Raw genomic sequence first — 24,838 nt, 5'->3', positions numbered from 1 at the left:
TCCGAGATGAGTAACATGTTGGGCACGAAACACGTGGCTGTCACCTCGGCGGTCACCCTTCTAATCGGTGGCGCGGTCGGATATTTCGTCGCAGACAAGTCGTCCGACAGCTCGCAGTCCGCCTCGCTTCGGGATTCCTGCCCGCAGCTAGCCTCGGGCTCCAGCTCCTGGAAGGCACTGGTCCGCACCGTCGGTTCGGCGAAAGCTATGAACTCACGGTCGACGGATTCGTCGTCCACCGACAGTTACCGGTCCTCCTGCTTCGTCACCGCAGACGGCAAGACCCGGCTGGTCGCGACCGCCGAGCTGGCCCAGAGCGGGGACGTCAGCACTTGGGAAAAGGCTCTGGCCGGGAACGGGGACCTTGGACCTTCGAGCGGCAGGAAGCAGTTTTCCGTCGGTGGCAAGGGGAAGGGCATCTCTGCTGCTCGCTCCGCTGCGATCTATCTGAAGTGCAGTCCGGAGGGATCAAAGCTCACGGCAGCCAGGAACCTGAGCATCACGGTGGCTTCAGATTCCGGCACGGACTCTTCGTCGCGCCGCTCGGACCTCGCCGAAATCGCAGTCGCCTTCGCCAAGCACGCTCAGGACGCCGCGCACTGCTCCGCTCCGGTCTCGCTGCCCGACGGCCCTCCGGAGCTCTCCGACAACTGAGCGGTGGATGGGCGGTTTTCCGGTCGTCGAGACCGACTTCCGTTACACACCGGCAGGCCGTGGAAAGGTTTCCTACAAGGGGAACATGTAGTTGCTCAACTAAGCTTCATACAGGCTGGCAAAGCAGCTCTCGCGCCTCAAGAGTTCAGGCTTGAGTCGAGATCTGAAGTCCTGAGTGAACGCCCGATGACCGGAATAGCCGGCGCGGAGGTGGAACACGGTCGATACCTGGCACCAGGATCCGTCGTCCGACGTGAGCGGGGGCCTTGTTTGTGCTTGTACTCCTGCCGACAGACACAGTAACTGCGGATCGCATGACAGTGACGCCCCTTTAGCGATCTTGGGCATGTTGTTCAATGACACCGGCACTTCTCTGCGCGATGGAATACGACGGTCAGGACTTGACGGACGACGTCCTGAATTCACACGATCGGGGTCCGAATACATCAGACCGCACGGACGGAGGCCGCCGGTGAGCCGCTATCGCGTCACTACCCTTGGGGCAGCGCTTATCCTGCTGGCCTGCACTGGATGCGGAGAAGACAAGCCGCCCCATGGAGGGGAAGCGCTGAAAAACGCTTGCGATGGAATCATCGATTCTGCAGCAGTCAAAGAGGCCCAGGAAAGCGACAATTTCAGTCGCGCATATGACGGCTCCACCACAAAGGAGTCACACGCTTCTGCAGCGAAAACCCTGCTCGATGACGATCGCACTGCATATGTATGCCAGATCGCCATCGAGGACGCCTCGGCATCCGGGGATGATGCCCTGTGGATCAAGTTCACTCCAGGGTCGGGGAGCCTCTTCCCGGAGGAGGAGAACCGGAGCTTCAGCTCCTATAAAGCCTACAAGCTCGGTTCAGGCATGCAGGCGACGACGGAATCAGGGAGCGCCGACGTCTATTTCTCGTGCAAGTTGAAGGATGAGAGCACTCCGCTTTCCGTGACGGGCAGCCTCTACAACGACCTGGATCTCTCCGTGAAGACGCGATTCAGGATCCTCTTCAACTCTTCCCTCAAGATGACGAAATTCCTCAAATGTGAGAATGAGATCAGTTTTCCATCGCCGGAGGCGATGAAGCCTCTCCCCCTCGACAAGAGCTGACGCCTTCCATGTCCGTAACCCATCACATCACCGCGACAACCGCAGGCGGGCAGACCTACACGGTCAACCTGAATCGGAACTTCGCCCGGGACACCGGCCAGAGCACCCTCGTCTGCACCAGCTGCGGTTGGACAGACTCACCGCTGAGTCTGCGGAAGACGTATCTGGAGCACGCGGGTGAACACTTGGCCAGTGAGCACAGAGCCGATCTTGATCTGAGGCACTCCAAGAGCGCCTCGTATCGGCAGCTGCAGTTGATCGCGCTGCCGCTTGCGGCAGTCGTCGTCACCATGGGATTGATGTACCTCCGGTGACCGGGATGGGTGTCTTCTTTTTCTTGCTCGCCGCTCTGCTCGTGGCGCTCGGCCTCGCCGATCAACGCAAGCTCTACTGGCGCTTCGCCGCCTGGCGGTTCAGGAATCCTGAGGCCAACGAGCCTTCGGATGCGGCATTCGCCTGGCAGCGTGGGGTGTTGTTCGTCGCGGCCGCGGTGCTGGTGTTCCAGGGATGCAGCGCGATGGACGCCGCTGACAAGCACTCCTGGAGCGGGGAGGAGTTGGGGCAGGCGGTTGCCCAGGCGGCCTCCTCGCTTGAGGACGAGCCTCAGGTCAGTGCGCCGGCCGAGGATTACTCCGAGCTGATCGAGGACGCGGTCACCGATGCCGGGGAGGGGATGGGGCCCGGTTACGCGGTAAGTGTTGAGGCTGCCGATCCCGACCCGGAGTCCAAAGCGGGGGACTATGTCGTGACCGCCGATGGCACCGACGCCGCCTACTGCATGAGCATCTCCCGGTCCCTGTCGGACGACGGTGGGTTCAGCGTGCCCGGCGTCGGAGATCAGCCGGGGAGCTACGTGCCCGCGTACGACCTGAAGGCGAGTGTGAGTGAGGGACGATGCTGACCGGAAGAAGGATCAGGCGCAGCGCGAAGACGATAGCGGTGGCGGCTGCTGCCCTGGCGGCGACTGCGACAGCGTGCGGAACAGATGGCAACGTCTCGGGCGAAAGGAGCCGGGCGGTTTGCGACCACTTCGCCGCGCAGCCTGATGTCGCGTCCGCCCTCTCCCGGATCGGCGGCACGGACCACTTCACCGACTCCACCTCCAAGCCGAAGGAAACGCTCGCATCGCTCCGCTCTTCCGATGGAAAGGTCAGCAGCACGGGTGAACTTCAGGGCTCGCCGCTCTGCGCCCTGAAGGCCGTCGACAGCAGTGATCCGGTCATCACGATCTATTTCCGAGAGGCTGCGACCGTCAGCAAGGCGAACTCGGAGAGCGAGAAGACCTTCACTTTCTACGACACCGGCGCCTCCGCCATGGCATCGGATCGGCTTGCGTCGATCTACTTCCACTGCCGCATGTCGAGTCCGCGCAAGAGCGTCATCGTCAATGGGACTCTGGAGCGGGAGAACAAGGTCGATGTTCCCGGCAAGGAAACGGCCGACAAGCAGATGCTGGTGATGAATGCGGCAGCTCACCAGGTGGCCGACAAGCTCGGTTGTGCCGGATCCCACCTGGCAGAGGATCGCCGAAGGCGACTTCCGGGGTGTACTTCGAGGGCTGAGAGACGGCGCGTACTGCGGCAGTTCGCTCAGCGTTCTGACGCGCGGCTCCACCGCTCGCCACCTGTCCTGCCTCGCGTTGCCGCTACTCCTGGGCCCGGTGCTTGACCAGCAGCCAGATCAAGAAGATCACGGCCGCGATCAGGAGCAGCCATCCCCACCAGGCCAGGCCGCCGCCTCCGCCCGAATGGGTGCCGTAGTGGTGGCGGTAGCGGCCTGCGGCTGTCGTGAGCAGGGTGGGGAGCATCGGCTTCGGTCCCGGGGTCGTTGGAGGCTGGAGGGGAGGCGGCTGGTGCCGCCTCCCCTGGGGCTGGTGTGGATCAGCCCATCAGCATGCGGAAGCGGGCCGCGTTGCCCTTGTCCGTGTCCTGGTAGCCGATGACCGAGTCGTCCAGGAGCTGGGCGATGCGGGACAGCTTCTGGGTCATCTGGTCCATCTGCTCGCTGCTGTCGCGCTGGATCTCGCCGTAGGCCGTCTTGGCCTCACCCTCCCAGGTCTCGGCGACGGCCTTGACCCGGCTCATGAGGTGTTCGAGCTGGTCCGCCAGGTTCTTGGCCGTGCTGCGGACGTCGCTCGCGGCCTGGGTGACTGTGTCGTAGTTGACGGCGGTGCGGTCGGCGCTGAAGCTCATGATGCGTATCTCCCTCGTGAATGGCGTCGGACTCAGGCGAGTTCGGTGATGCTGCTCTTGACCTCGTAGGAGTTGTCCACCTTCCGGATGTCGGAGATGCGCTCCTGCTCCTGGTCGGAGAAGCCGCCGACGCTCGCCCTCATCGCCTCCTCGAGGTCGACGAGGTCGTCCTGGAGCTTCTTGAGGTGCCTGTTCACACCCTGCTGCACCGAGTCGAACTCCTTGCCCGCCGCGCCCTGCCAGCCGGCCTGGATCATGTCCACCACTCGGTTGAGCGAGGTCACCCGCTCGCTCACCTGGTGGTGGAAGTCGCGGATGTCGTTCGCAAGCTTCGTTAGCTCGTGTGCGCTGTGCGCCTGCCCCTGCGCCATACGTTCTTGCCCTCCTCTTGAAGCGACGGTGACCTTCACCACCGCGACGGGTTTGCCCGGACGACTCCCCGGGCTCTCCTGGCGGGCCAAGACCTGCTGCGCTCCCACGCGACGCGTGGCCGCAGCGTCGCGCCGCCCCCGTGCCGTACCACAGAAGTGATACCGGCAGCCACTCTAGTCACTTGACGTGGCGCTTCCAACTGCAAAGGCGATACAGGGCAGTTCCGTCGGCCAGTACTGTGGCCCGCACAGCGTTGGTACGTCGGGAAGGGGTCGCTGCGCGATGGCGGAGACGGCTGAGGAGATCAAGGCACGCAAGGAGCGCGAGCGGGACGAGCTGTACGCGCTCGACATCTCCGGCGTCGAGTGGCAGTGCGCGCCGGGTACCGAGGAGCACGAGGAGCGGGTCGAGATCGCTTACCTTCCCGGCGGAGCCGTGGCCATGCGGTCCTCGCTCGACCCGGACACCGTACTGCGGTACACGGAGGCGGAGTGGCGGGCCTTCGTGCTCGGCGCGCGGGACGGGGAGTTCGACCTGGAACCGGCGCCGCACAGCGGCGGTCCGGCGGCCGAGTAGGTCCCGTCAGTGGCAAGTCGAGGGGGGCGGCACGCGCGCGTGCCGCCCCCCTTACGCGTACCGCCTCAGTGCTTCAGCCCCGCCGTCCCGACCCCGAGGACCGACAGGACCGGGTACGTGGGTTCTTCGTCGTCGCGGACCAGTTCGCGTGGGCCGAAGAAGATGTGGCCCTTCTCGTACACGATGTCCGTCTTCTCCGGGTCGCGGAGTTCGTTCTCCTCGTCTTCCAGGAGGTGGAAGAGGAGGTAGGGCGTCTCCTTGTCGGTGCGGGGGTTCCAGGCGACCACGGCCGCGGGCTGGACGGAGTCGTAGCTGCGGCGGTAGATGAGCAGGTCGTCGCCGCTCGTGCGGAGGGGGACGACCGTCTGGAAGGGGCGGCCCTCGAACTTGCCGGCGGAGGTTCCCTTGGCGATGTCGAAGGCCACGATCCAGTTGGAGGGCTGCTTGATGTCGGTGTCCTCCTTGCTCATGACGTAGAGCTGGGTGCGGCCCACGACCAGGCCGTCGCACTTGTCCACCGTGCCGAAGAAGGGCGAGAAGAAGTACCGGGTGCCGCACTCGGGCTCGTAGCCGCCCATCGAGATGGTGGCCCGGCGCTTGCCCTGGGCGGGGTCGAGGGTGATCAGGTCGGTGACCTGGCTGTCGCCCGCCGCCACGGCCACGACGGGCGGGTCGGAGGAGGGGAGGTAGGCGCGCTGGATGCCCTCGGCGAGCTTGTACGTCCACCGGGTCTTGCCCGTGCGCGGGTTCAGTTTCTCCACGCGGTAGGTGGCGTCGGGGCCCTCACCGCAGGTGACCAGCGCGAGGAAGGCGCGTCCGCCGGCGAAGCCGTTGTCGCGGCACCGCGAGGTCGTGGTGGTGTTCCAGAGCCGATCGCCGGACTTCATGTCGTACGCCACCGAGCCGTGGCCCCAGGCCACGGCGACGACGCCCTTCGTCAGGGTGAGGTTGGTGTTGGTGACGTAGGCGAAGTCGGCGGCCGGTATCTTCTTCTGCCACAGCTTCTTGCCGGTGTCGAGGTCGAAGAAGACCACCTGGTCGCAGACCCTCGTCTTGGCGCCCTTGGCCAGGGGAGGCTGGATGACGACCGCGGTACGGCCGTCGGCGGTGACGTGCTCGCTGGTGGCGCAGATGTGGCCGTCCAGCTTGAGGGTCCAGGCCGTCTCGTCGTACGTGGGCTCGATCTTGTAGCCCTCGATGCGGTTGGCGACGCCTCTGGCGACGATCTTTCCGGTGGCCCAGGTGCCGGGCGCGTAGCGCGGGTTGCTCTCGGTGTTCTTGGAGAGCTTCTCCTCGTTGTGCTGGGTCACGATCTGGCCCTCGGGTGAGACGGGGGCCTTCTCGACGGTTTCCCGTATCTCGTCGGGTGCCTGGTGGGTCGCCTGGGCCACCTTCTCCGGGCCCTGGTCCGCGGAGCGGTACCAGAGCAGGCCGGCGCCCAGGCAGAGGGCGGCGGCCGTGCCGGCGGCCACGACGCCCAGGGTGCGTCTGAGGCGCTTGCGCCGCGTCTTGTCCGCCGCCAGCGCGGACTCGGTGTACACGGACGGGGGCGGGCCGAAGCTCACGCTGAGGGTTCCTTTCTGTGGCGGCGGCGCAGGTCGCGCGTGACGACGGCGGTACCGGTGATGATCGCCACCAGGACGACGGTGATGCCCAGGCCGTAGGTGGCGTAGCGCTGGTTGCGTTCCTCCGGGGTCTCCGCGAGGGAGAACCGTGCCACGTCGGGGACCGGGGCCTTGCTGAGGCCGGGGTCGGGCGTGGGAGAGGACGCCGGGTCGGCGGTGTCGGCCTCCTGGACGGCGCGGACCGGGTCGACGACGCCCCAGCCGACGTAGTTGTCGTGCCCGTTGATGGAACGCTCCGCCGTCTGCTCGATCCGGGTGATGATCTGGGCGGGGGTCCAGCGGGGGTACTTCTCCTTGAGCAGCGCCGCGACGCCCGCGACGAAGGGGGCCGAGAAGCTGGTGCCGTTGTCGGTGCACTGGCCGCCGCCGGGCACGGTGGACACGATGTCCACGCCGGGGGCCGCCACGTCCACGAAGGTGCCGGCCTGGGAGAAGGTGGCGCGTTCGTTGTTGCGGTCGGAGGAGGCGACGGCGAGAACTCCCTCGAAGGCGGCCGGGTAGGTGTTCTTGACCTCGCCGTCGAGGCCGTCGTTGCCCGCGGAGGCGACCACGACGACCTTCGCGTCGATCGCCTTGCGGACCGCCCGCGCCAGGGCGGAGGTGTTCGACAGCGGCTTGGTGGTGTCCTGGGAGATGTTGATGACGTCGGCGCGCTGAGCGACGGCGTAGTCGATGGCGTCGGCCATCGTGTCCGAGTCGCCGCTGTTGTCCGCGTCGTTCTGGCGGATGGGGATGACGGTGGCGTTCGGGGCGAGGCCGACGAAGCCCGTGCCCGAGCGGGGGCGGGCCGCGATGATGCCCGCGACCTTGGTGCCGTGCCCGACCTGGTCGTCGGTCGGGTCGCCGCCCTTGCCCTTGGTGAGGAAGTCACGGCCGGCCGCCTTGTCGACCACGGGGGTGAGCTGCGGGTTCTTGTCGTCGACGCCGGTGTCGATGACGGCCACGCGCACCCCCTTGCCCTTGTTCGTGCCCTGCCAGAGCTCGTCGAGCAGGACGCGCTGCAGCGACCAGGGCGTGCCCTTGATCGACTTGGCGGGGAAGGTGCACTCTCCGCTGCCGTCCAGCCGGAGGGGGGGTGCGGGCGGGGCCGCGCCGAGGGTGGTCAGCAGCACGGCGGCGGTCAGCAGAGTTGCCTTCGTCGGCAGCACGCGTGCGGCGCTCCTGTTCGTCATGTCCGGGTGCAGAGGGGGGTCACGAACCCTGGGGCTGCCGGGCTCCGTTGGTGTCCAGGCGCGGCCCCTTCGCCAGGAACTCCGACCACACCGCGGGCACCTTGGCGGGCCTCACGTTCTGGTAGCCGAGCTTGACCTGGGCCTCGCTGGGCTCGGGGCTGCCGTCCGAGGTCTTCTTGCCGTCGGCGCCGATGTCCGACTTCCGGCTGTCGCTGTCCCCGTTGGCCTGGACGGCGTACCGCAGGCCGGTGTCGGTGACGAGGAAGAGCGCTCCGGCGCCGGTCTCGGTGCCCTGGAACTGGGTGTAGAGCAGGCCCGTTCCGGGGGTGACGTAGGTGCTGGTGCCGTCGGCGGTGATCTCGGCCGGATAGTCGGTGCCCGCCCAGGTGCTCAGGGTCGCCGAGTTGTCGTCGTCGACGTCGCGCAGCACGCTGCAGACGGTGTCACGGCCCGATGCCGAGGAGGCGGAATTGACCTGGTCGGCCCGCTCGCGGGGCCAGTCGGCGGGCTGGCCGGCGAACGGTTCGGTGTCGGCGGTGAAGTCCTGTAGGCCGACGGTGCGCGCCTGGCCGTTCATGTCGAGCCGGGCCGTCTGGGGCGAGGAGATCAGCAGCCAGGCGGTGAACTCGCTGATCGGCTGCACCTTGCCGGGCAGGACGACGTAGTACTTGGTCCCCTCGCCGGTCTCGGTCCGAAGGACCATGCCGACCTTGTTCTCCTCGGCGGAGAGCTGACCGGGGACGTCGGCGGGCGAGCCGACGCCGGAGGGCAGTTGGGGGAAGCGGATGGGCGCGCCCTGGTGCAGGGTGGCGAGCCATTCCTTGGTGACCAGTTGCGGTTTGCGGGAGCCGACCAGCGCGGTCGTCAGCGCGTCGGACTCGGAGCCGGTGACGGCGTACGACGTGCCGCGCGCGTCGACCAGGTAGCGGGCGCCGGCGCGGGTCTTCACGTAGAGCACGTCGCCGCCGGCGAGGCGGCGCGAACCGTCGGTCTTCGCCGCGTCCCGCTGGGCGAGGACGAAGGTCGCCTCCTGGACGGTCTCGCCCTTGCCGCCGGGCTGCTCGCAGACGGCCCAGCGCTTGGCCTTCCCGGCCTCGTCGGCGGAGGGGAGGCGGTCCGGGGCGTAGGGGATGCCCAGGATCGGGCCGCGCGGCAGTTTGCCCGAGTCGAGGATGTCATCGCTGACCTGGACGACCTCGTAGCCGGCGTCGTTCATCAGCAGGCGTGCGGAGGCGAGGTTCAGGACCGGGTGCAGGCGGGTGGCCTTGCCGGTCTTGAGGACGACGTAGCGGGTCGTGGACTGCTTGCCCACGATGACCCGGGTGCCGGGTTTGTCCCAGCCCGCGGGCGCGGTGGGCTGGAACATGCCCCAGGCGCCGAAGACGGCCAGTGTCAGCGCGCCGGCGACCAGGCTCGGCACGACCGCGCGCAGCGGCTTGGGGGCGCCTTCCTCCGACCCGGAGGGTGACGGCTGGAGGAAGGCCGCGAGGGTGCGCCTCTTCGCGAACGTATAGGCGTTGAGTTCGTCCCGCCGTGATGCCATGAGTGACTGTTTCTCCCCGTTGTCGCATCCGGAGGCGTGCCTCACCGCCCTCCGATGTCAGACCGGCCCCCTACTATGCCTGGTGTCCGCAGTGGCCGGCGGAGCGGGTAGGGTACCCGGGCCTTCCGGCACCCCAAGTGGGGCGGCGGTACCAGCGAGTTGTGAGCAAAACGGGGGGATCGAGTGATGGCTTCCGGTACTCGGACGCGGTCGCGCGGGCGGTCGCGGGTCCAGGGTGCCGCGGCGCCCGGCCCGGAATCGGCTCCGCGGCCGTCGGCGGACCAGTCGCGGCGGCAAGGGCAGGGCACCTCGGGTGCGCTGCATCTCAGGGTTCGGCCGGGGCAGGGCGGCTCGTTCCGCCTGCAACGGCTCGTGCTGCTGGAGCTCGCGGTGGCCGTCCTGGTCACCGGCTGGGCGATCGCCCCGGTGGCACTGGTACCGGCGGGGCTGGTCGCCGTGGCGCTGGTGCTGCTCGCCGTGGTCCGCCGCCGGGGCCGCTCGCTGCCCGAATGGCTGGCCAACGCACGGCAGTTCAGGGCCCGTCAGCGCCGGGCGGCGAACACCCCGATACCGCCGGGCACCGAACCGGCGCTGGTACCCGCCGTGGAGTGCGAGCCGGCTCTGCGGACGTACTCCTACGGGGTACGGGACCGGCGGCCCGTGGGCGTCGTCGGCGACGGCACCTTCGTCACCGCCGTCCTTCAGGTGGAGGCCGACGCCACCGCGCTGCGGGCCGAGCGGAGCCGTCAGCCGCTGCCGCTCGGGCTGGTGCGGGACGCCCTCGACGTGGACGGCATCCGGCTGGAGTCGGCGCAGATCGTGCTGCACACGCAGCCGGCGCCCGCGCTGCACCTGCCCCAGCAGTCCGTGGCCGTCGCCAACTACCTGCCCCTGCAGGAGCAGACCGGCGCTCCGGCGGTGCGCATCACCTGGATCGCGCTGAAGCTGGATCCGGAGCTGTGCGCGGAAGCCGTGGCCGCTCGCGGGGGCGGCCTCCTGGGCGCGCAGAAGTGCGTGGTCCGTGCGGCCGATCATCTCGCCAGCCGGCTGACGGGGGCCGGGTTCCGGGCGACCGTGCTCGACGAGGAGGAACTCGTCGCCGCGCTCGCCACGTCGGCCTGCGCCAACCCCCTGGTGACGGCGGAGGCCGGGCGGACCGAGGCGCGCGAGCGGCGGACGCAGGAGTCCGGCCGGAGCTGGCGCTGCGACAACCGCCGCCACACGACGTACTGGATCCGCCGGTGGCCCCAACTGGGCGGTGACCGAGGCGCGTCGCTGCCGCAGCTGATCGCCGGGATCACCGCGGTACCCGCGCTCGCCACCACTTTCAGCCTCACCCTCGCGCCCGGCGAGCGGCAGGAGATATCCCTGTGCGGGCATCTGCGGGTGACCGGCCGCAGCGATGACGAACTGGTCGCGGCCCGTCGCGCGCTGGAGGGTGCCGCCCGGCAGGCGGGAGCGGGACTCGCCCGACTCGACCGGGAGCAACTGCCCGGCATGCTCGCCACGTTGCCCCTCGGAGGTGTGCGGTGACGACCCCGACGACACAGCGGGCCGCCGACCCGGAGGGCGCCGGGTCCTCGCCGGTCCAGCGGGTGACCGCCCGGCTGCGCAATGGCTTCGGGCTGCTCGGCCCCCGGCACGGGCGGCACGCGCTGCCGGCGCAGCTGCTGGACTCGCTCGCGCTGCCGATCGGCGACGACGGGGTCGTGGCCGGTGTGGACGCCGAGGGGCAGCCGGCCGTGCTGGGGCTCAACCGGCCCACGGCGTACGACGTCGTACTGATCGGCGGACTGTGGACCGCGCAGGTGCTCGCGCTGCGGGCCGCGGCGACGGGCGCGCGGGTCGCCGTGGAGACCGGGCGGGCGCAGGCCTGGATACAGATGGTGCACGCCATGGGTGGCGGTCAGAACGGCCTCGCCGTGTACGACGTGGGCCGGGTTCCGCCGCAGGGCGCGTCGGCCGGAACGCCGGTGCTGGTGGTGCGGGACTGCGGCATGCGGCCGCCGCGGGGGCGGGTCGCGTCCGGCCCCTGGCAGTCGGTGCTGACGCTGCTGCCGTACCTCAGCCCGGTGGCGCCCCGACTGCTGCGCCAGGCACGGCTCGCGGGCATCCAGCGGGTCTCGCCGGACGAGGCCGCGGAATTGGGCCGCACCATGGGGCTGAACCGGGTCGAGATGGAGGCGCTTCCGACGCTCGCCGATGGTGTCACCCTGTGGTGCACCGACCGCGACCGGCAGTACGTCATGACGCAGCCGACCGATGCCGAGATCGGATTGTTGGGTACGCCACGGCGGATGGACTGACGACTGGCGAACGGGTGGATAGTTGACCCGACTTGATGACCCTTGTCCGCTTTATTCGGCAAGGGTGTGTCAATAGGACGGCCGCGTACGCCACTTCCTGGCGGGGTGTGACCTGGTGGGCCGGTGCTGAGGGGCGGACGGGCATGCCCGGGTGCGGCTCGTGGTGATTAGGCTGGGACCGGGCGCGATGCCAGAAACCCGTGGACCGGGCATCCATGGCCCAGGGGGAGAGCCGGTGGACGGACTGCCTCCAACGACTACGGACGACTGAGAACGACACGACATGGTCGCCCCGGCACGGCATGAGGGTGCTCGACCACACCAGGAGGAATTGTGAGCAGCGATCGGGACGGGATCCGCGGGGGCTGGGCCACACCCGGCGATGACCAGCCCGACGCGGAGTCCGGCATCGAGACGACGGGCGAGTTCACCATCGACTACGCGCCGCCTGCCTGGTACACGCAGAACGCGTCGCAGGCGGGCGGTACGCCGGGCTCGGAGCAGGGCTCGGGCGGCGCCGGATCCTCCCCGGCCGGTGGGGCTTCCGGTGCTTCCGGTGCTTCTGGCACGCCTGGTGCGGCCGGGGCGCCCGGTTCGCCGTTCGCGGATGCCGGGGGTGCTCCGATTCCGGGGCTGGCGCCTCCTCCGCACGCGGCGCAGGCGCCCGGTGCCGTGGCTCCCGGCGCGCCCTTCACGCCGCCCGCCCCGGCTCCCGCGCCGGGGGCACCCTTCACGCCGCCCGCGCCGCCCGCTCCGCCCACTGGGGCGCCCGGCGCGGTGCCGAGGCTGCCGGTGGGTAGCGGGTTCGAGCCGCAGGCCCCGCAGCAGCCGTGGGCTCCGCCCGCGCCCGCGGCGCCGCCGGCCGCTCCCGCCGCTCCCGCGTCTCCTGGAGTGGTCGAGCCGGAGCCCGGTAACGGTGATCTGGAGAGTGGCGCCACCATGCGGTTCTCGGCCGTCGCGCTGAAGCGCGAGATGGCCGCGGTCGCGGAGGGGGCCGCCGCGTCCGAGAGTGACGGGCCGAAGGCTGTGGCCGAGGCCGAGGCCGAAGGCGCGGACGGGGCCGATGTGGTCGCCCTCCGTGCGCCCGAGGGCGCCGACGCGTCCGCCCGGGGCGAGGGCGACGATGCCGTGGAGAGCGGGGTCGTTGACTCCGCGGAGGTGAACGAGCCTGCGGAGAACCAGGCCGAGGAAGTCGCGCCGCAGGGTGCTGCCGCGGTGGAGGAGGAGTCCGAGGAAGCCGGGTCCGAGGAGGCCGACGCGGCGGACGGTGACTCCGAGGCTGCCCTTTCGGAGGACGGCGGGTCCTCGGACGCCGAATCCGACGGTGCCGAGCAGGCAGCGGAGGCCGAGGCCGAGATCGAGGACTCCGTGACGGCGGAGGCCGAGGGCGGCGACGCGGAGGCCGAGGTTCAGGGCCCCGTTCCGGCTGACGCCCCGCCTGCCGAGGCAGAGGCCGAGGCCTCGGAGGCCTCGTCGGGTCCGTCGGGTTCGCCGGGTTCGGAGGACAGCGCCGCTGCGAGCGTCTCCGACGCGGCGTCCGCGGACGCCGCGCCGCAGGACAGCGCACCCCACGCCCCCGCCCCGCAGGACGCCGCACCGCCTGTCCCCCAGGACGCTCCGCCCGCCTGGGCTCCCCCGCCGACGTCGCAGGGCGGAGTGCCGCCGCTGCCGCCGTCGTACCAGCCCGCCGCCCCCGCTCCGGCGGCGCAGTGGCCCGCACAGCCGGGACCGCAGCAGCCGGAGCCGACGCCCGGGCAGCCGCAGCCGACCACCGCGCAGGGACCGGCGCCCGCGCAGCAGCCGCCGTTCCAGCCCCAGGCGCCGCAGCCCGCGCCCGCCGCCTGGAACCAGCCCCCGGCGCCGCCGGTTGCCCCCCAGCCGGGCCAGCCGTACGCCCCGGCGGCACCGCAGCCGCCCCACGCCGCACCTCCCGCACCCAACCCCCAGGCCGGGTACGGCTTCCCGCAGCCCACCGGCCCCGCAGGCGCACCCCCGAACCAGCCCGGCCCCGGCTACGGCTTCCCACACCCCGGCGCACCGGCCCCGACCGCACCGCAGCCGCCCCACGCCGCACCTCCCGCACCCAACCCCCAGGCCGGGTACGGCTTCCCGCAGCCCACCGGCCCCGCAGGCGCACCCCCCAACCAGCCCGGCCCCGGCTACGGCTTCCCGCACCCTGGGGCACCGGCACCGGCACCGGCACCGCAGCCGCCCCACGCCGCTCCCCCCGCGCCCAACCAGCAGGCCGGGTACGGCTTCCCGCAGCCCGGTGCCGCCGCAGCCGCCCCTGGCCCCCAGCCCCCGGCCCAGCAGGACCAGGCCCAGCCGCAACCCCCCGCGCCCGCCCCCACGCCGGAAGCCCAGCCCCCCGTACAGCCGCCGGTGCAGCCCCCCGGCTACGGCTTCCCGCACTCCCCGGGCGCACCCGCGGCGCCGGCCGCCCCCGGCCCCAACGCGCCCGCCGGCTACGGCTTCCCCCAGCCCCCGGCCCAGCAGGACCAGGCCCAGCCGCAGCCCCCGCACGCCGCTCAGGCGCCGCAGGCCCCGCAGGCTCCCGTCGACCCCCGTGCCGGGGCCGCCTGGCCGCAGCCCATCCAGCACGACCAGCGGCAGATGACCAACCCGGGGGCGGCGCCGCTGGGTTACACCGCTGCCGTGGAGCTGTCGTCCGACCGGCTGCTCAACAACAAGAAGCAGAAGGCGAAGAGCGGGCGGCCCGCTGCGGCGGCGTCGCGGTTCAAGCTGGGCGGGAAGAAGGAGGAGGCGGAGCGGCAGCGGAAGCTGGAGCTGATCCGGACGCCGGTGCTGTCCTGCTACCGGATCGCCGTCATCAGCCTCAAGGGCGGTGTCGGCAAGACGACCACGACGACCGCGCTGGGCTCCACCCTCGCCTCCGAGCGGCAGGACAAGATCCTCGCCATCGACGCGAACCCGGACGCCGGTACGCTCGGCCGCCGGGTGCGCCGCGAGACGGGGGCGACCATCCGTGACCTCGTCCAGGCGATCCCGTACCTCAACTCGTACATGGACATCCGGCGGTTCACCTCCCAGGCGCCGTCCGGGCTGGAGATCATCGCCAACGACGTCGACCCGGCCGTCTCGACGACCTTCAACGACGAGGACTACCGGCGCGCGATCGACGTCCTGGGCAGGCAGTACCCGGTCATCCTCACCGACTCGGGTACGGGTCTGCTCTACAGCGCCATGCGCGGTGTGCTCGACCTCGCCGACCAGCTGATCATCATCTCCACGCCGTCGGTGGACGGTGCGAGCAGCGCGAGTACGACGCTGGACTGGCTGTCCGCGCACGGGTACGCCGACCTCGTCTCGCGGTCCATCACCGTCATCTCCGGGGTGCGCGAGACCGGCAAGATGATCAAGGTCGAGGACATCGTGTCGCACTTCGAGACGCGCTGCCGGGGTGTGGTCGTGGTGCCCTTCGACGAGCATCTGGCCGCCGGTGCCGAGGTCGATCTCGACATGATGCGGCCCAAGGTGCGGGAGGCGTACTTCAACCTCGCGGCGATGGTCGCGGAGGACTTCGTCCGGCACCAGCAGATGCACGGGCTGTGGACCAGCGACGGCAACCCGCCGCCGGTGGCCGCCCCGCCGATGCCGGGTCAGCCGATGCCGGGGCAGCAGCCGTACCCGCAGCAGGGCCAGCCGTACCCGCAGCAGGGCCAGCCCTACGCCCCCCAGCCGCCCGCCCAGCCCTACCCGCCGCAGGCCCCCGGCCAGCCCTATCCCCCGGCCCCGGGCCAGCCCTACCCGCCGCAGCAGGGTCAGCCGGGAGAGCCCGGGCAGCCCTACCCGCAGCCCGGCCAGCCGTACCCCCCGCAGGCTCCGCCCCAGCAGTAACGCGGCACAAGGAAGGGCGGCCGGTGCTCACCAGCACCGGCCGCCCTTCGCCGTCGTGGAGACCCGCCCGGCGCCTACTCCTCCGCCGCGATCAGCTCCCGGCAGCGCTTCACGTCCTCCGCCATCTGTTCGAGCAGCGCCTGGAGCGAGTCGAACTTCGCCTGGCCGCGCACGTACGCGAGGAAGTCCACGGCGACGTGCAGCCCGTAGAGGTCGAGGCCGACGCGGTCGATGGCGTAGGCCTCCACCGTGCGCTCGGTGCCGTCGAACTGCGGGTTGGTGCCGACGGAGATCGCGGCCGGCATCACCTCGCCCTGCGCGTGCAGATAGCCGGCGTACACGCCGTCGGCCGGGATCGCGGTGTGCGGGAGGGTCTCCACGTTGGCCGTGGGGAAGCCCAGCTCGCGACCGCGCTGGGCGCCGCGCACGACCACGCCCTCCACGCGGTGCGGGCGGCCCAGGATCTCGCGGGCGCCCTCGACGTCGCCCTCGGCGACCAGGCGCCGGGTCAGGGTCGAGGAGAAGGGCTCGCCGCCGCCCGCCGCGCCGGTCACGTACAGGTCGACGACCTCGACCACGAAGTCGTAGACCTTGCCCTGGTCGGTGAGGAACTCGACGTTCCCCGCGGCCTTGTGGCCGAAGCGGAAGTTCGGGCCCTCGACGACCGCCTTGGCGTGCAGCTTGTCCACCAGGACCTTGACGACGAAGTCGGCCGGGGACAGCTTCGAGAACTCGGTGGTGAACGGCAGGATCAGCACCGCGTCCACGCCCAGCTCCGTCATCAGCTCGGCGCGGCGGTGGTGCGCGGCGAGCAGCGGCGGGTGGCTGCCGGGACGGACGACCTCGCTGGGGTGCGGGTCGAAGGTGACGACGACGGAGGGGACGCCCAGCTCGCGGGCGCGGTCCACGGCGTGCTTGATGATCAGCTGGTGGCCGCGGTGCACTCCGTCGTAGGAGCCGATGGTGACGACGCTGCGCCCCCAGTCCTGGGGGATGTCCTCCAAGCCACGCCAGCGCTGCACTGTGACCGCTCCTCGAACCCTTGTCCGTATCTACCGTTGACCGCTTACGCAGGTCTAAGGGTGCCATGCCGGGTGCCCCGGGCCCGCATCGGCATGGGGGCTGTGACCGGGCGCACGTCCACGGACCCTCGTCAGGCCGGGAGCCGCGCCCCCGCCGGAATCCCGATCACGGTCGCACCATCGGGGTGCGCACGAGGAGCGGGCCCGTCTCCGGCTCCGGCTCTCCCGCCTCGCGGACCAGCGCGGCGACCCGGCGGGCCAGCGGGGGCGCGGTGACGTCGGCGAGGGTGCGCAGCGTCTCCCCCCGGTCCACTCCGGCGCGCAGCCGGGCGCGGAAGGCGGCGAGGACCGGGTCGAGGTGCGTGGCGAGGGCCGGGAGCAGGGCACTCGACGGGAACCGTGGATCGCCGGCGGCGAAGTGCCGCAGCGCCTGCGGGAGGTGGCGGGCCCGGGTGTGGGGATCCTGGACGAGGAGGGCGAGCGCGCCGCCGTGCAGGTCGCGGTCGGCGGGGCGGGCCAGCAGGGCGAGGGCGGCGCGGCGCAGGAGCTCGCGGTCGGCATCGGTACGGACGTGGGATGCGGCGCGCGGCCCGTACGCCGCGGCCGCCGCCCGCCGCGCCGGGCGCTCGTCGCGCGCCCAGCGGTCGACGGCCCGGCAGAGGGCGGACGGCTCGTCCTCGGCGAGCACCGCGAGCAGCTCGTCGCCGCGCGGGTGCGCGCTGTCGACGAGTACGTCGATGAGGTCGTCCGGCGCGCGGTGCCGGTGGGTGTGCAGCAGTGCCTGCGCGGCCGTGGCCACGGTGGCGTGCGGAGTCGCGAGCAGCGGCCGCTCGTCGTCGAACCACCGGGTCAGATGCGCTTGTACGGCGGCGGGGTCGGCGGCGAGGAGCCGGGCCACCGCGTCGAGGTGACGAGGAGCGGTGGCGGTCCCCGCCTCCGAGGTCTCCTGCGGTGTCCCGTCCGCCTGGACCAGTCGCCGCAGGAGGTCGAAGCGCTCGGGGTCCGGGATCGGCAGGGCGGTCCAGAAGGCGGGGCCGAACTCCCCGGGGACGGGACGTGAGCGGCGCCGCCAGGTGACGACGCGGTCGGCCAGCAGGCGGAGCACGCCGGTGTACGGCGTGGCGTCGGGGACCCCCGGCAGCACCTGGGCGAGCAGGCGGGCGGCCCACCAGGAGGCGGGGTCCGCGTCCAGGGCGTGGACCAGTTCCTCCAGCCGGCGGGCGAGTTGGCCGGTGCCCTGCTGCCGGGGAAGGAGGAGCAGTGCCTGGGCGACGGGGCCGATGCGGTGGTGCGGGACGATCTGGGCGTGGTCCGCCCGCGGGGTTCGGCGGTGGACCAGGGAGCGCAGGGCCTCGTCCAGGTCGAGGTGCATGCCCTGGAGCCAGTCGGCGAGCTCCTCGTGGGCGAAGCGGTAGCCGCCGCCGGCGGGCACCAGCAGGCCCTCGGTGAGCACCGCGGACGCCCAGCCGGTGCCCCCGCCCAGCCAGGACGGGGCGGGCCCCCAGGGGAACACCGCCTCGAAGGAGGCCCGGTCCAGCTCGCCCTGGCCCGGGCCGAGGCTGCGCCGGGCGGCCTCGTGGACCTGGCCGGCGACCCGGGCCGCGAGACGGCGTACGGCGGTGCCGCGCAGGCCGTTCTCGGCGGCGAGGCGGACCGCGACGCGCAGGCACATCAGGTCCAGGTGGGCCGAGAAGACCTCATGCCGGTCGACGGGGGTCGCCGGGGCGTCCGGCAGGGCGGCACGCACCTCCGACAGGAGGCGGAGGGTGAGCGGGTGGCGGGCGTCGCGGTCGGTGAGGGCCCCTTCCGGGACGGCGTAGCGGGCGCGGGCCCGGCGGGCCTCGTCGGGGGTGAGGTCGGTCAGGTGTACGCGGGTCGGGAAGTCCGCCCCGGCGCTCTCCCAGTACTCCTCCCGGCACGCCACCACCAGCCGCGCCCCGTTCGCCCGCAGCCACTGTGCCGTCCCCGCGGTCCACTCGGGGAGCCGGCGGGTGAGGGCGAGGGGCATCTCCTCGGGGCCGTCGAGCAGGAGCAGCAGGGGGCGGCCGGCCCGGGCGGCGACCCCGGCGAGGCGTTCCGGTGTGACGTCCCCCGGGTCGCTCGGGCCCCCGGGAAGCGGCGGCCGGGAGGCGGCGACGATACGGGCGGCCCGCTCCAGGGCGCGGCGCGCGGCGTCGGCCACCGAGTCGTCGGCTTCCCTCAGGTCGGCGCCGCGCAGCCACAGCGTGGGGGCCGGTTCGGCTCTGCGGTCGCGCCGGGCGGCGAGGGCCGCGAGTTCCGTCGTACGGCCGCTGCCCGGGGCGCCGACGAGGCCGAGGACAGCGCCGTCGCCGCTCTCGGTGAAGGACGTCAACTGCCGTACGATCTCCGCCCGTTCCACCGGTTCGACCGGGCCGACGGGGCCGGCGGGTGCTCCGGGCGGCCCGTCCTGCCCCACCGAGGTGGCGGTCAGTTCCAGGACGCCCGCGAGGTTGAGGTCGGCTCCGTACGCGGGGACGGTCGCGGCGTTGCGGGTGAGCAGTTCGGTGAGCGGGCCGTCGGCGCGGCACAGGGGGACGGCGAACCCCGTGTCGCGGTCACCGGACCGCAGGGCCGTGCCGAGGACGCCGAGGACGGCGCCGGTATCCGCGTCGAGCACCGGCCCGCCGGCCACCCCGCCGCCCGGCCGCAGCGCGTCCCGGCCCGCCGTGCCGATCGCCAACTCCAGTGCGCCGGTGAGGGGATGGGAGTGGTCCGTGGCCGTGTACGTCACCCCGGTGGCGTCGAGGATCCGTGCCTCGCGCCAGCAGTCGGCGGCGATGCGGACGTACGTGCCGGGCGCGATCCGGTCCCGTACGCCCACCGGCAGCGGTTCCACGCCTAGGCCCTCGGTGCGGATCAGGGCGAGGTCCAGGGCGGGCAGCGGGGTGACGGCGTCGGCGGTCACGGCGCGGGTCGGACCGCCGGGGGTGTGCAGCACCAGCCGGGGCAGACCGTCGACGGCCTCGTGGCTGGTGACGACCGTGCCGTGGTGGTCGGCCAGGAAACCGATGCCGCACGGGCGGCCGGCCTCGTCGCGGATCCGGACCAGGTACGCGTCGAAGGTCTCCCCGGCGCCGCCCACGCTCCGGCCCCGTCCCGCCATGATCGAACCTCCACGCCCGTGCACCGTGCCCGGTCTCCGACGGTATGCGTGGAGTGATCAGCGGAACAGATCTTGCGCCGAAAGCGCCCCCTTCCGCTCCCCCGGTTCACTCCGAGCGCCCGCACGGTCGGGTGAATAGGCGGAGGCTGCTGGACACACCCTAGGGGTGGGGGAACCGAGGGGGGACCGTGGAGCGGCGGCAGCACCCGTGGCCGCCGCTCCACGGGTGGAACCCGGCTTTGCGCCCCCTGGTGCCGGACAGGCCCCGCGTCAGCCGAAGACGGCCAGGCTCTTCGCCTTGCCCTTGTGTTCCTCGACCAGGGCGAGGAAGCGTCCCTCGGGGTCGAAGACGGCGACGGGACCGGTACCCGCGTACTCGTCGGGCATCTCCAGCCGCACGCCGTTGATGAGCAGCCGGGCGCGCCTGGTGTCGACGTCCCAGCGCGGGAACGCGGCGGCGGCGGCCTCGGCGATCGGCATCACGGTCAGCTCCTCCTGGAGCTGGTCGAGGGTGCGGGCCGCGTCCAGCTTGTACGGTCCCACACGCGTCCGGCGCAGGGCGGTGAGGTGCCCGCCGACGCCGAGGCCGGCGCCCAGGTCGCGGGCGAGGGCGCGGATGTAGGTGCCGGAGGAGCACGCCACCGACACCACCAGGTCGAGGACCGGGGTGCCGTCCTCGGCGACCGCTTCCCGGACGTCGTACACGGCGAAGGAGGAGACGGTGACGGGCCGGGCGGGGATCTCGAAGTCCTCGCCCTCCCGGGCACGCTTGTAGGACCGTACGCCGTCGATCTTGATGGCGCTGACCTTGGACGGCACCTGCATGATGTCGCCGGTCAGCTTGGCGATGCCCGCGTCGATGGCGTCCCGGGTGACCTTGGAGGCGTCGGCCGAGGCCGTGATCTCGCCCTCGGCGTCGTCGGTGAGCGTCGTCTGACCGAGCCGGACGGTGCCCACGTACTCCTTCTCGGTGAGGGCGAGGTGCCCGAGGAGTTTCGTCGCCTTCTCGACGCCGAGGACGAGGACGCCCGTCGCCATCGGGTCGAGGGTGCCGGCGTGGCCTACGCGGCGGGTCCTGGCGATCCCCCGCATCTTGGCGACCACGTCGTGCGAAGTGAAGCCCGACGGCTTGTCGACGATGACAAGGCCGTCGGGCGTGGTGCGCTTCTGGGTCATTCGGCCGTGTCGTCCGTCTCGTCCTCGGAACCCGGCTTCTTGTACGGGTCCGCCTCACCCGCGTACGCGGCGCCCGCGGACGCCTCGCGTACCTTCTCGTCGGACAGGCGCGCCTTGTCGAGGAGGTCCTCGATGTTGCGGGCGGTGTCCGGGAGGGCGTCCGCGACGAAGGCGAGGGTGGGCGTGAACTTCACACCGGCCGCGCGGCCGACCTCGGAGCGCAGAATGCCCTTGGCGCTCTCCAGGCCCGCGGCGGCGGCCTTCCGCTCCTCCTCGTCGCCGTACACCGTGTAGAAGACGGTCGCCTCCCGCAGGTCCCCGGTGACCCGGGTGTCCGTGATGGTGACGTGTGAGCCGAGCCGCGGGTCCTTGATCCCGCGCTGCAGCTTCTGGGCCACCACCTCTCGGATGAGGTCCGCCAGCCTTTTCGCCCGCGCGTTGTCGGCCACTGGTCCGTCTCCCGTTCTTTCCTGATCTCGTTCTTGGGTCGTCAGTCGTCTTCGCCGTGGAAGCGCCGCCTGACGGACAGCAGTTCCACCTCGGGGCGGCCGGCGACCAGCCGTTCGCACCGGTCCAGTACGTCGGTGAGGTGCCCCGCGTCGGCGGACACCATCGCCAGGCCGATGCCGGCCCTGCGGTGAAGGTCCATGTGTTCCACCTCGGCCGCGCTCACCGCGTACTTCCGCTGGAGCTCGGCGACGATCGGGCGGACGACGGAGCGCTTCTCCTTCAGCGACCGTACGTCGCCGAGGAGGAGGTCGAAGGACAGCGTCCCCACATACATGTGTGTAACCGGTTCACCCGCCGGTACGGGATCGATGGCCCCGCCATCCGTGTGGCGGGGACATCAGAACCGTACAACGAACGGCCGGGGCCGATCGACGGAAATTCCTCTCCGTCGACCGGCCCCGGACCGGACCGACTCGGAAGCCCGAGCGCTTACACGCGCGGCTTCTCGCGCATCTCGTACGTCGCGATGACGTCGTCGACCTTGATGTCGTTGAAGTTTCCGAGGTTGATACCACCCTCGTAGCCTTCGCGGATCTCGGTGACGTCGTCCTTGAAGCGACGCAGACCCTCGATGTTGAGGTTCTCCGCGATGACCTTGCCGTCGCGGACGAGGCGCGCCTTGGTGTTGCGCTTGACCTCGCCGGAGCGGATGAGGACACCCGCGATGTTGCCCAGCTTGGACGACTTGAAGACCTCGCGGATCTCCGCCGTACCGAGCTCGACCTCTTCGTACTCCGGCTTGAGCATGCCCTTGAGGGCCGCCTCGATCTCCTCGATCGCCTGGTAGATGACCGAGTAGTACCGGACGTCCACACCCTCGCGCTCGGCCATCTGCGCCGCGCGGCCGGCCGCGCGGACGTTGAAGCCGATCACGATGGCGTCGGAGCCCATCGCCAGGTCGATGTCCGACTCCGTGACCGCACCGACGCCGCGGTGCAGGACGCGGATGTCGACCTCTTCGCCGACGTCCAGCTGGAGCAGGGAGGACTCGAGGGCCTCGACGGAACCAGAAGCGTCACCCTTGATGATCAGGTTCAGCTGCTGGACCTCGCCGGCCTTCAGCACCTTGTCCAGGTCCTCGAGGGACACACGACGCGTGCGCTTGGCGAACGCGGCGTTCCGCTCGCGGGCGGCGCGCTTCTCGGCGATCTGACGGGCCGTACGGTCCTCGTCGACCACCAGGAAGTTGTCGCCCGCACCCGGGACGTTGGTCAGGCCCAGGACCTGGACCGGCGTCGACGGGCCGGCCTCGGCGACGTTGTTGCCGTTGTCGTCGAGCATGGCGCGCACGCGGCCGTAGGCGTCGCCCACCACCATCGTGTCGCCGACCCGCAGCGTGCCTCGCTGGACGAGGACCGTCGCCACGGCACCGCGGCCGCGGTCGAGACGGGACTCGATCGAGATGCCCTGCGCGTCCTGGTTCGGGTTGGCCCGCAGGTCGAGCGAGGCGTCGGCCGTGAGGACCACGGCCTCCAGCAGCGAGTCGATGTGCAGACCCTGCTTGGCGGAGATGTCGACGAACATGGTGTCGCCGCCGTACTCCTCGGCCACCAGGCCGTACTCGGTCAGCTGACCGCGCACCTTGGTCGGGTCCGCGCCCTCGACGTCGATCTTGTTGACCGCGACCACGATCGGCACGTCGGCCGCCTTGGCGTGGTTCAGGGCCTCGACCGTCTGAGGCATCACACCGTCGTTGGCCGCCACCACGAGGATCGCGATGTCGGTCGACTTGGCACCACGGGCACGCATGGCGGTGAACGCCTCGTGACCCGGGGTGTCGATGAAGGTGATCTTGCGCTCTTCGTCGTTGACCTCGGTCGAGACCTGGTAGGCACCGATGTGCTGGGTGATGCCGCCGGCCTCGCCCGCGATGACGTTCGTCTTGCGGATGGCGTCGAGCAGTCGGGTCTTACCGTGGTCGACGTGGCCCATGACGGTGACGACCGGCGGACGGACCACCAGGTCCTCCTCGTCGCCCTCGTCCTCGCCGAACTCGATGTCGAAGGACTCGAGCAGCTCGCGGTCCTCCTCCTCGGGGCTGACGATCTGAACCGTGTAGTTCATCTCGTCGGCGAGGAGCTGCAGCGTCTCGTCGGAGACGGACTGCGTGGCCGTGACCATCTCGCCGAGGTTCATCATGACCGCGACGAGCGACGCCGGGTTGGCGTTGATCTTCTCCGCGAAGTCGGTGAGCGACGCACCGCGCGACAGGCGAATGGCTTCGCCGTTGCCGCGAGGCAGCATCACGCCGCCGACCGACGGGGCCTGCATGGCCTCGTACTCCTGGCGCCTCTGCCGCTTCGACTTGCGGCCACGGCGCGCGGGACCACCCGGGCGACCGAAGGCGCCCTGCGTGCCACCACGGCCGCCGGGACCACCGGGACGACCACCGAAGCCGGGACGGCCACCGCCGCCACCACCGGGGCCACCGGGACGACCGGCGAAGCCGCCGCCACCGCCACCACCGGGACCGGCGGGACGACCGGCGAAGCCGCCGCCACCGCCACCCGGACGACCGGCGAAGCCGCCGCCGCCCGGACGACCGCCGCCGCCACCGGGACGACCGCCGCCACCGGGGCCACGGCCACCGGGGCCACCGCCGCCGGGACGCGGGCCCGCGGCGGGACGCTGCGGCATCATGCCCGGGTTCGGACGCGGACCGCCGGGGCCGCCGCCGGGACGGGGACCGCCCTGCGGACGCGGCATCGAGCCCGGGGTCGGGCGCGGACCGCCCGGAGCCTGCGGACGCGGACCGCCGCCCTGGGCGCCGGGCGCCTGGGGACGGGGACCGCCGCCAGGGGCACCGGGACCGCCGGGACGCGAACCACCCTGCGGGCGCGGAGCCTGCGGGCGGGCCATGCCGGTGGAGCCACCGGACGTGAAGGGGTTGTTACCCGGACGCGGACCGGCCGGGCGGGCACCCGGACGCGGGGCCTGGCCGCCGGGACGCTGACCGCCCTGGCCGGCGGGACGCTGACCCTGGCCCGGACCGGACGGACGGCCACCGGGCTTGGGAGCACCGGGACGCGCGCCGGGGCGCGGGCCCTGACCCTGGGCGGCCGGGGCCGCGGGAGCCGACGGCGGGGCCGTGAACTCCGGGGTGGTGGGCGTCGTCGGGGCCGGACGCGGTGCGGGCTTGGGACCCGGAACCGGACGCGGGCCGGAGGCCGCCGGGGCGGGCGCCGACGGAGCCGACGGCTGCTGGGCCGTGGGCTGCGGGGCGGCCGGCTGCGGGGCCGACGGCGGCTTGGGGGCGCCCGGCTTCGGGGCAGCCGGACGGGCCGCCTGCGCCGGAGAGGGCGCGGCGGGCCTGGGGGCGGCCTTGCGCGGGGCGGGCTTGCCGTTGCCACCGCCCTGGAAGGCGTCGGTCAGCTTGCGTACTACGGGCGCTTCGATGGTCGAAGACGCCGAACGGACGAATTCACCGAGTTCCTGGAGCTTGGCCATGACGACCTTGCTCTCGACACCGAACTCCTTGGCGAGTTCGTAGACCCGGACCTTAGCCACTTCGCTCCTTTGAGGTCCGGGTTGCGTCCGGACCGTCGCTAGTTCATGGGCGTACTCATCGCGTACTCATCGAGTGCTCATCGCAATCTCGACCTG

Annotated in this window: 20 protein-coding genes; 8 read left to right on the top strand and 12 right to left on the bottom strand. The window is 71.6% G+C overall.

Annotated elements, in window-relative coordinates; all coding sequences use genetic code 11:
• Positions 1-6: 6 nt before the first annotated feature.
• The 4 genes from ACZ7L0_RS30445 (at position 7) to ACZ7L0_RS30430 (ending at position 3,427) form a co-directional block, all read left to right on the top strand.
• On the top strand, positions 7-654 hold the full coding sequence (locus ACZ7L0_RS30445) for a hypothetical protein (protein WP_471245725.1): 648 nt from the start codon (positions 7-9) through the stop codon (positions 652-654).
• A gap of 472 nt (positions 655-1,126) precedes the next feature.
• The gene (locus ACZ7L0_RS30440) at positions 1,127-1,759 is read left to right on the top strand and encodes a hypothetical protein (RefSeq protein WP_471245724.1); all 633 of its coding nucleotides are present in this window, start codon (positions 1,127-1,129) and stop codon (positions 1,757-1,759) included.
• A 319-nt stretch (positions 1,760-2,078) separates the two neighbouring features.
• Positions 2,079-2,660 (top strand): DUF6199 family natural product biosynthesis protein, encoded by a 582-nt coding sequence (locus ACZ7L0_RS30435; protein WP_471245723.1) that lies wholly within the window; start codon positions 2,079-2,081, stop codon positions 2,658-2,660.
• Positions 2,654-3,427, top strand: coding sequence for a hypothetical protein (locus ACZ7L0_RS30430; RefSeq protein WP_471245722.1), 774 nt, complete (start codon positions 2,654-2,656; stop codon positions 3,425-3,427). The genes ACZ7L0_RS30435 and ACZ7L0_RS30430 overlap by 7 nt, the downstream gene beginning before the upstream one ends.
• Here ACZ7L0_RS30430 and ACZ7L0_RS30425 read toward each other — a convergent pair.
• The 3 genes from ACZ7L0_RS30425 to ACZ7L0_RS30415 all read right to left on the bottom strand — a co-directional run bounded on the left by ACZ7L0_RS30425 (position 3,405) and on the right by ACZ7L0_RS30415 (position 4,322).
• Positions 3,405-3,566 (bottom strand): hypothetical protein, encoded by a 162-nt coding sequence (locus tag ACZ7L0_RS30425; RefSeq protein ID WP_471245721.1) that lies wholly within the window; start codon positions 3,564-3,566, stop codon positions 3,405-3,407. The two genes, ACZ7L0_RS30430 and ACZ7L0_RS30425, sit on opposite strands and share 23 nt — an antisense overlap.
• Positions 3,567-3,639: 73 nt before the next feature.
• Positions 3,640-3,951, bottom strand: coding sequence for a WXG100 family type VII secretion target (locus ACZ7L0_RS30420; protein ID WP_471245720.1), 312 nt, complete (start codon positions 3,949-3,951; stop codon positions 3,640-3,642).
• A gap of 32 nt (positions 3,952-3,983) precedes the next feature.
• Positions 3,984-4,322: a WXG100 family type VII secretion target gene (locus ACZ7L0_RS30415; protein WP_471245719.1), complete on the bottom strand. Its 339-nt coding sequence runs from the start codon at positions 4,320-4,322 to the stop codon at positions 3,984-3,986.
• A gap of 283 nt (positions 4,323-4,605) precedes the next feature.
• Here ACZ7L0_RS30415 and ACZ7L0_RS30410 point away from each other — a divergent pair, with 283 nt between their 5' ends.
• Entirely contained in the window at positions 4,606-4,899 is a 294-nt protein-coding gene (locus ACZ7L0_RS30410; protein WP_471245718.1) for a DUF397 domain-containing protein, read from the top strand.
• A 65-nt stretch (positions 4,900-4,964) separates the two neighbouring features.
• Here the strand turns inward: ACZ7L0_RS30410 and ACZ7L0_RS30405 are convergent, their stop codons facing one another.
• Genes ACZ7L0_RS30405 through eccB form a run of 3 tightly spaced genes read right to left on the bottom strand, consistent with a single transcriptional unit; the run spans position 4,965 to position 9,239 of the window.
• Complete coding sequence (locus tag ACZ7L0_RS30405) at positions 4,965-6,464, bottom strand: outer membrane protein assembly factor BamB family protein (RefSeq protein ID WP_471245717.1); 1,500 nt, start codon at positions 6,462-6,464, stop codon at positions 4,965-4,967.
• Positions 6,461-7,696, bottom strand: coding sequence for a type VII secretion-associated serine protease mycosin (mycP, locus tag ACZ7L0_RS30400; RefSeq protein WP_471245716.1), 1,236 nt, complete (start codon positions 7,694-7,696; stop codon positions 6,461-6,463). Before mycP ends, ACZ7L0_RS30405 begins: the two co-directional genes overlap by 4 nt.
• Before the next feature lie 19 nt (positions 7,697-7,715).
• Positions 7,716-9,239: a type VII secretion protein EccB gene (gene eccB, locus ACZ7L0_RS30395; RefSeq protein ID WP_471245715.1), complete on the bottom strand. Its 1,524-nt coding sequence runs from the start codon at positions 9,237-9,239 to the stop codon at positions 7,716-7,718.
• A gap of 186 nt (positions 9,240-9,425) precedes the next feature.
• Here eccB and eccE point away from each other — a divergent pair, with 186 nt between their 5' ends.
• The 3 genes from eccE (at position 9,426) to ACZ7L0_RS30380 (ending at position 15,403) form a co-directional block, all read left to right on the top strand.
• Positions 9,426-10,772 (top strand): type VII secretion protein EccE, encoded by a 1,347-nt coding sequence (eccE, locus tag ACZ7L0_RS30390; protein WP_471245714.1) that lies wholly within the window; start codon positions 9,426-9,428, stop codon positions 10,770-10,772.
• Positions 10,769-11,545, top strand: coding sequence for a hypothetical protein (locus ACZ7L0_RS30385; protein WP_471245713.1), 777 nt, complete (start codon positions 10,769-10,771; stop codon positions 11,543-11,545). Before eccE ends, ACZ7L0_RS30385 begins: the two co-directional genes overlap by 4 nt.
• 333 nt (positions 11,546-11,878) lie before the next feature.
• On the top strand, positions 11,879-15,403 hold the full coding sequence (locus ACZ7L0_RS30380) for an SCO5717 family growth-regulating ATPase (protein WP_471245712.1): 3,525 nt from the start codon (positions 11,879-11,881) through the stop codon (positions 15,401-15,403).
• 74 nt (positions 15,404-15,477) lie between these two features.
• Here ACZ7L0_RS30380 and ACZ7L0_RS30375 read toward each other — a convergent pair whose 3' ends face one another.
• From ACZ7L0_RS30375 to infB, 6 genes are all read right to left on the bottom strand, one after another.
• Entirely contained in the window at positions 15,478-16,425 is a 948-nt protein-coding gene (locus ACZ7L0_RS30375) for a bifunctional riboflavin kinase/FAD synthetase (RefSeq protein WP_471245711.1), read from the bottom strand.
• A 166-nt stretch (positions 16,426-16,591) separates the two neighbouring features.
• The gene (locus ACZ7L0_RS30370; protein ID WP_471245710.1) at positions 16,592-19,549 is read right to left on the bottom strand and encodes a trypsin-like peptidase domain-containing protein; all 2,958 of its coding nucleotides are present in this window, start codon (positions 19,547-19,549) and stop codon (positions 16,592-16,594) included.
• A gap of 270 nt (positions 19,550-19,819) precedes the next feature.
• Positions 19,820-20,725, bottom strand: a complete 906-nt coding sequence (truB, locus tag ACZ7L0_RS30365) for a tRNA pseudouridine(55) synthase TruB (protein ID WP_471245709.1) — start codon at positions 20,723-20,725, stop codon at positions 19,820-19,822.
• Positions 20,722-21,174 carry a 30S ribosome-binding factor RbfA gene (gene rbfA, locus ACZ7L0_RS30360; RefSeq protein ID WP_471245708.1) on the bottom strand — a complete coding sequence of 151 codons (453 nt, stop codon included), beginning with the start codon at positions 21,172-21,174 and terminating at the stop codon, positions 20,722-20,724. The genes truB and rbfA overlap by 4 nt, the downstream gene beginning before the upstream one ends.
• A gap of 41 nt (positions 21,175-21,215) precedes the next feature.
• Positions 21,216-21,509 (bottom strand): DUF503 domain-containing protein, encoded by a 294-nt coding sequence (locus tag ACZ7L0_RS30355; RefSeq protein WP_416524684.1) that lies wholly within the window; start codon positions 21,507-21,509, stop codon positions 21,216-21,218.
• Between the two features lie 155 nt (positions 21,510-21,664).
• Complete coding sequence (gene infB, locus ACZ7L0_RS30350; protein WP_471245707.1) at positions 21,665-24,742, bottom strand: translation initiation factor IF-2; 3,078 nt, start codon at positions 24,740-24,742, stop codon at positions 21,665-21,667.
• Positions 24,743-24,838: the final 96 nt, after the last annotated feature.

This window comes from Streptomyces sp. NPDC039424 (assembly GCF_055639495.1).
This window is presented reverse-complemented; position numbering and strand designations above follow the sequence as displayed.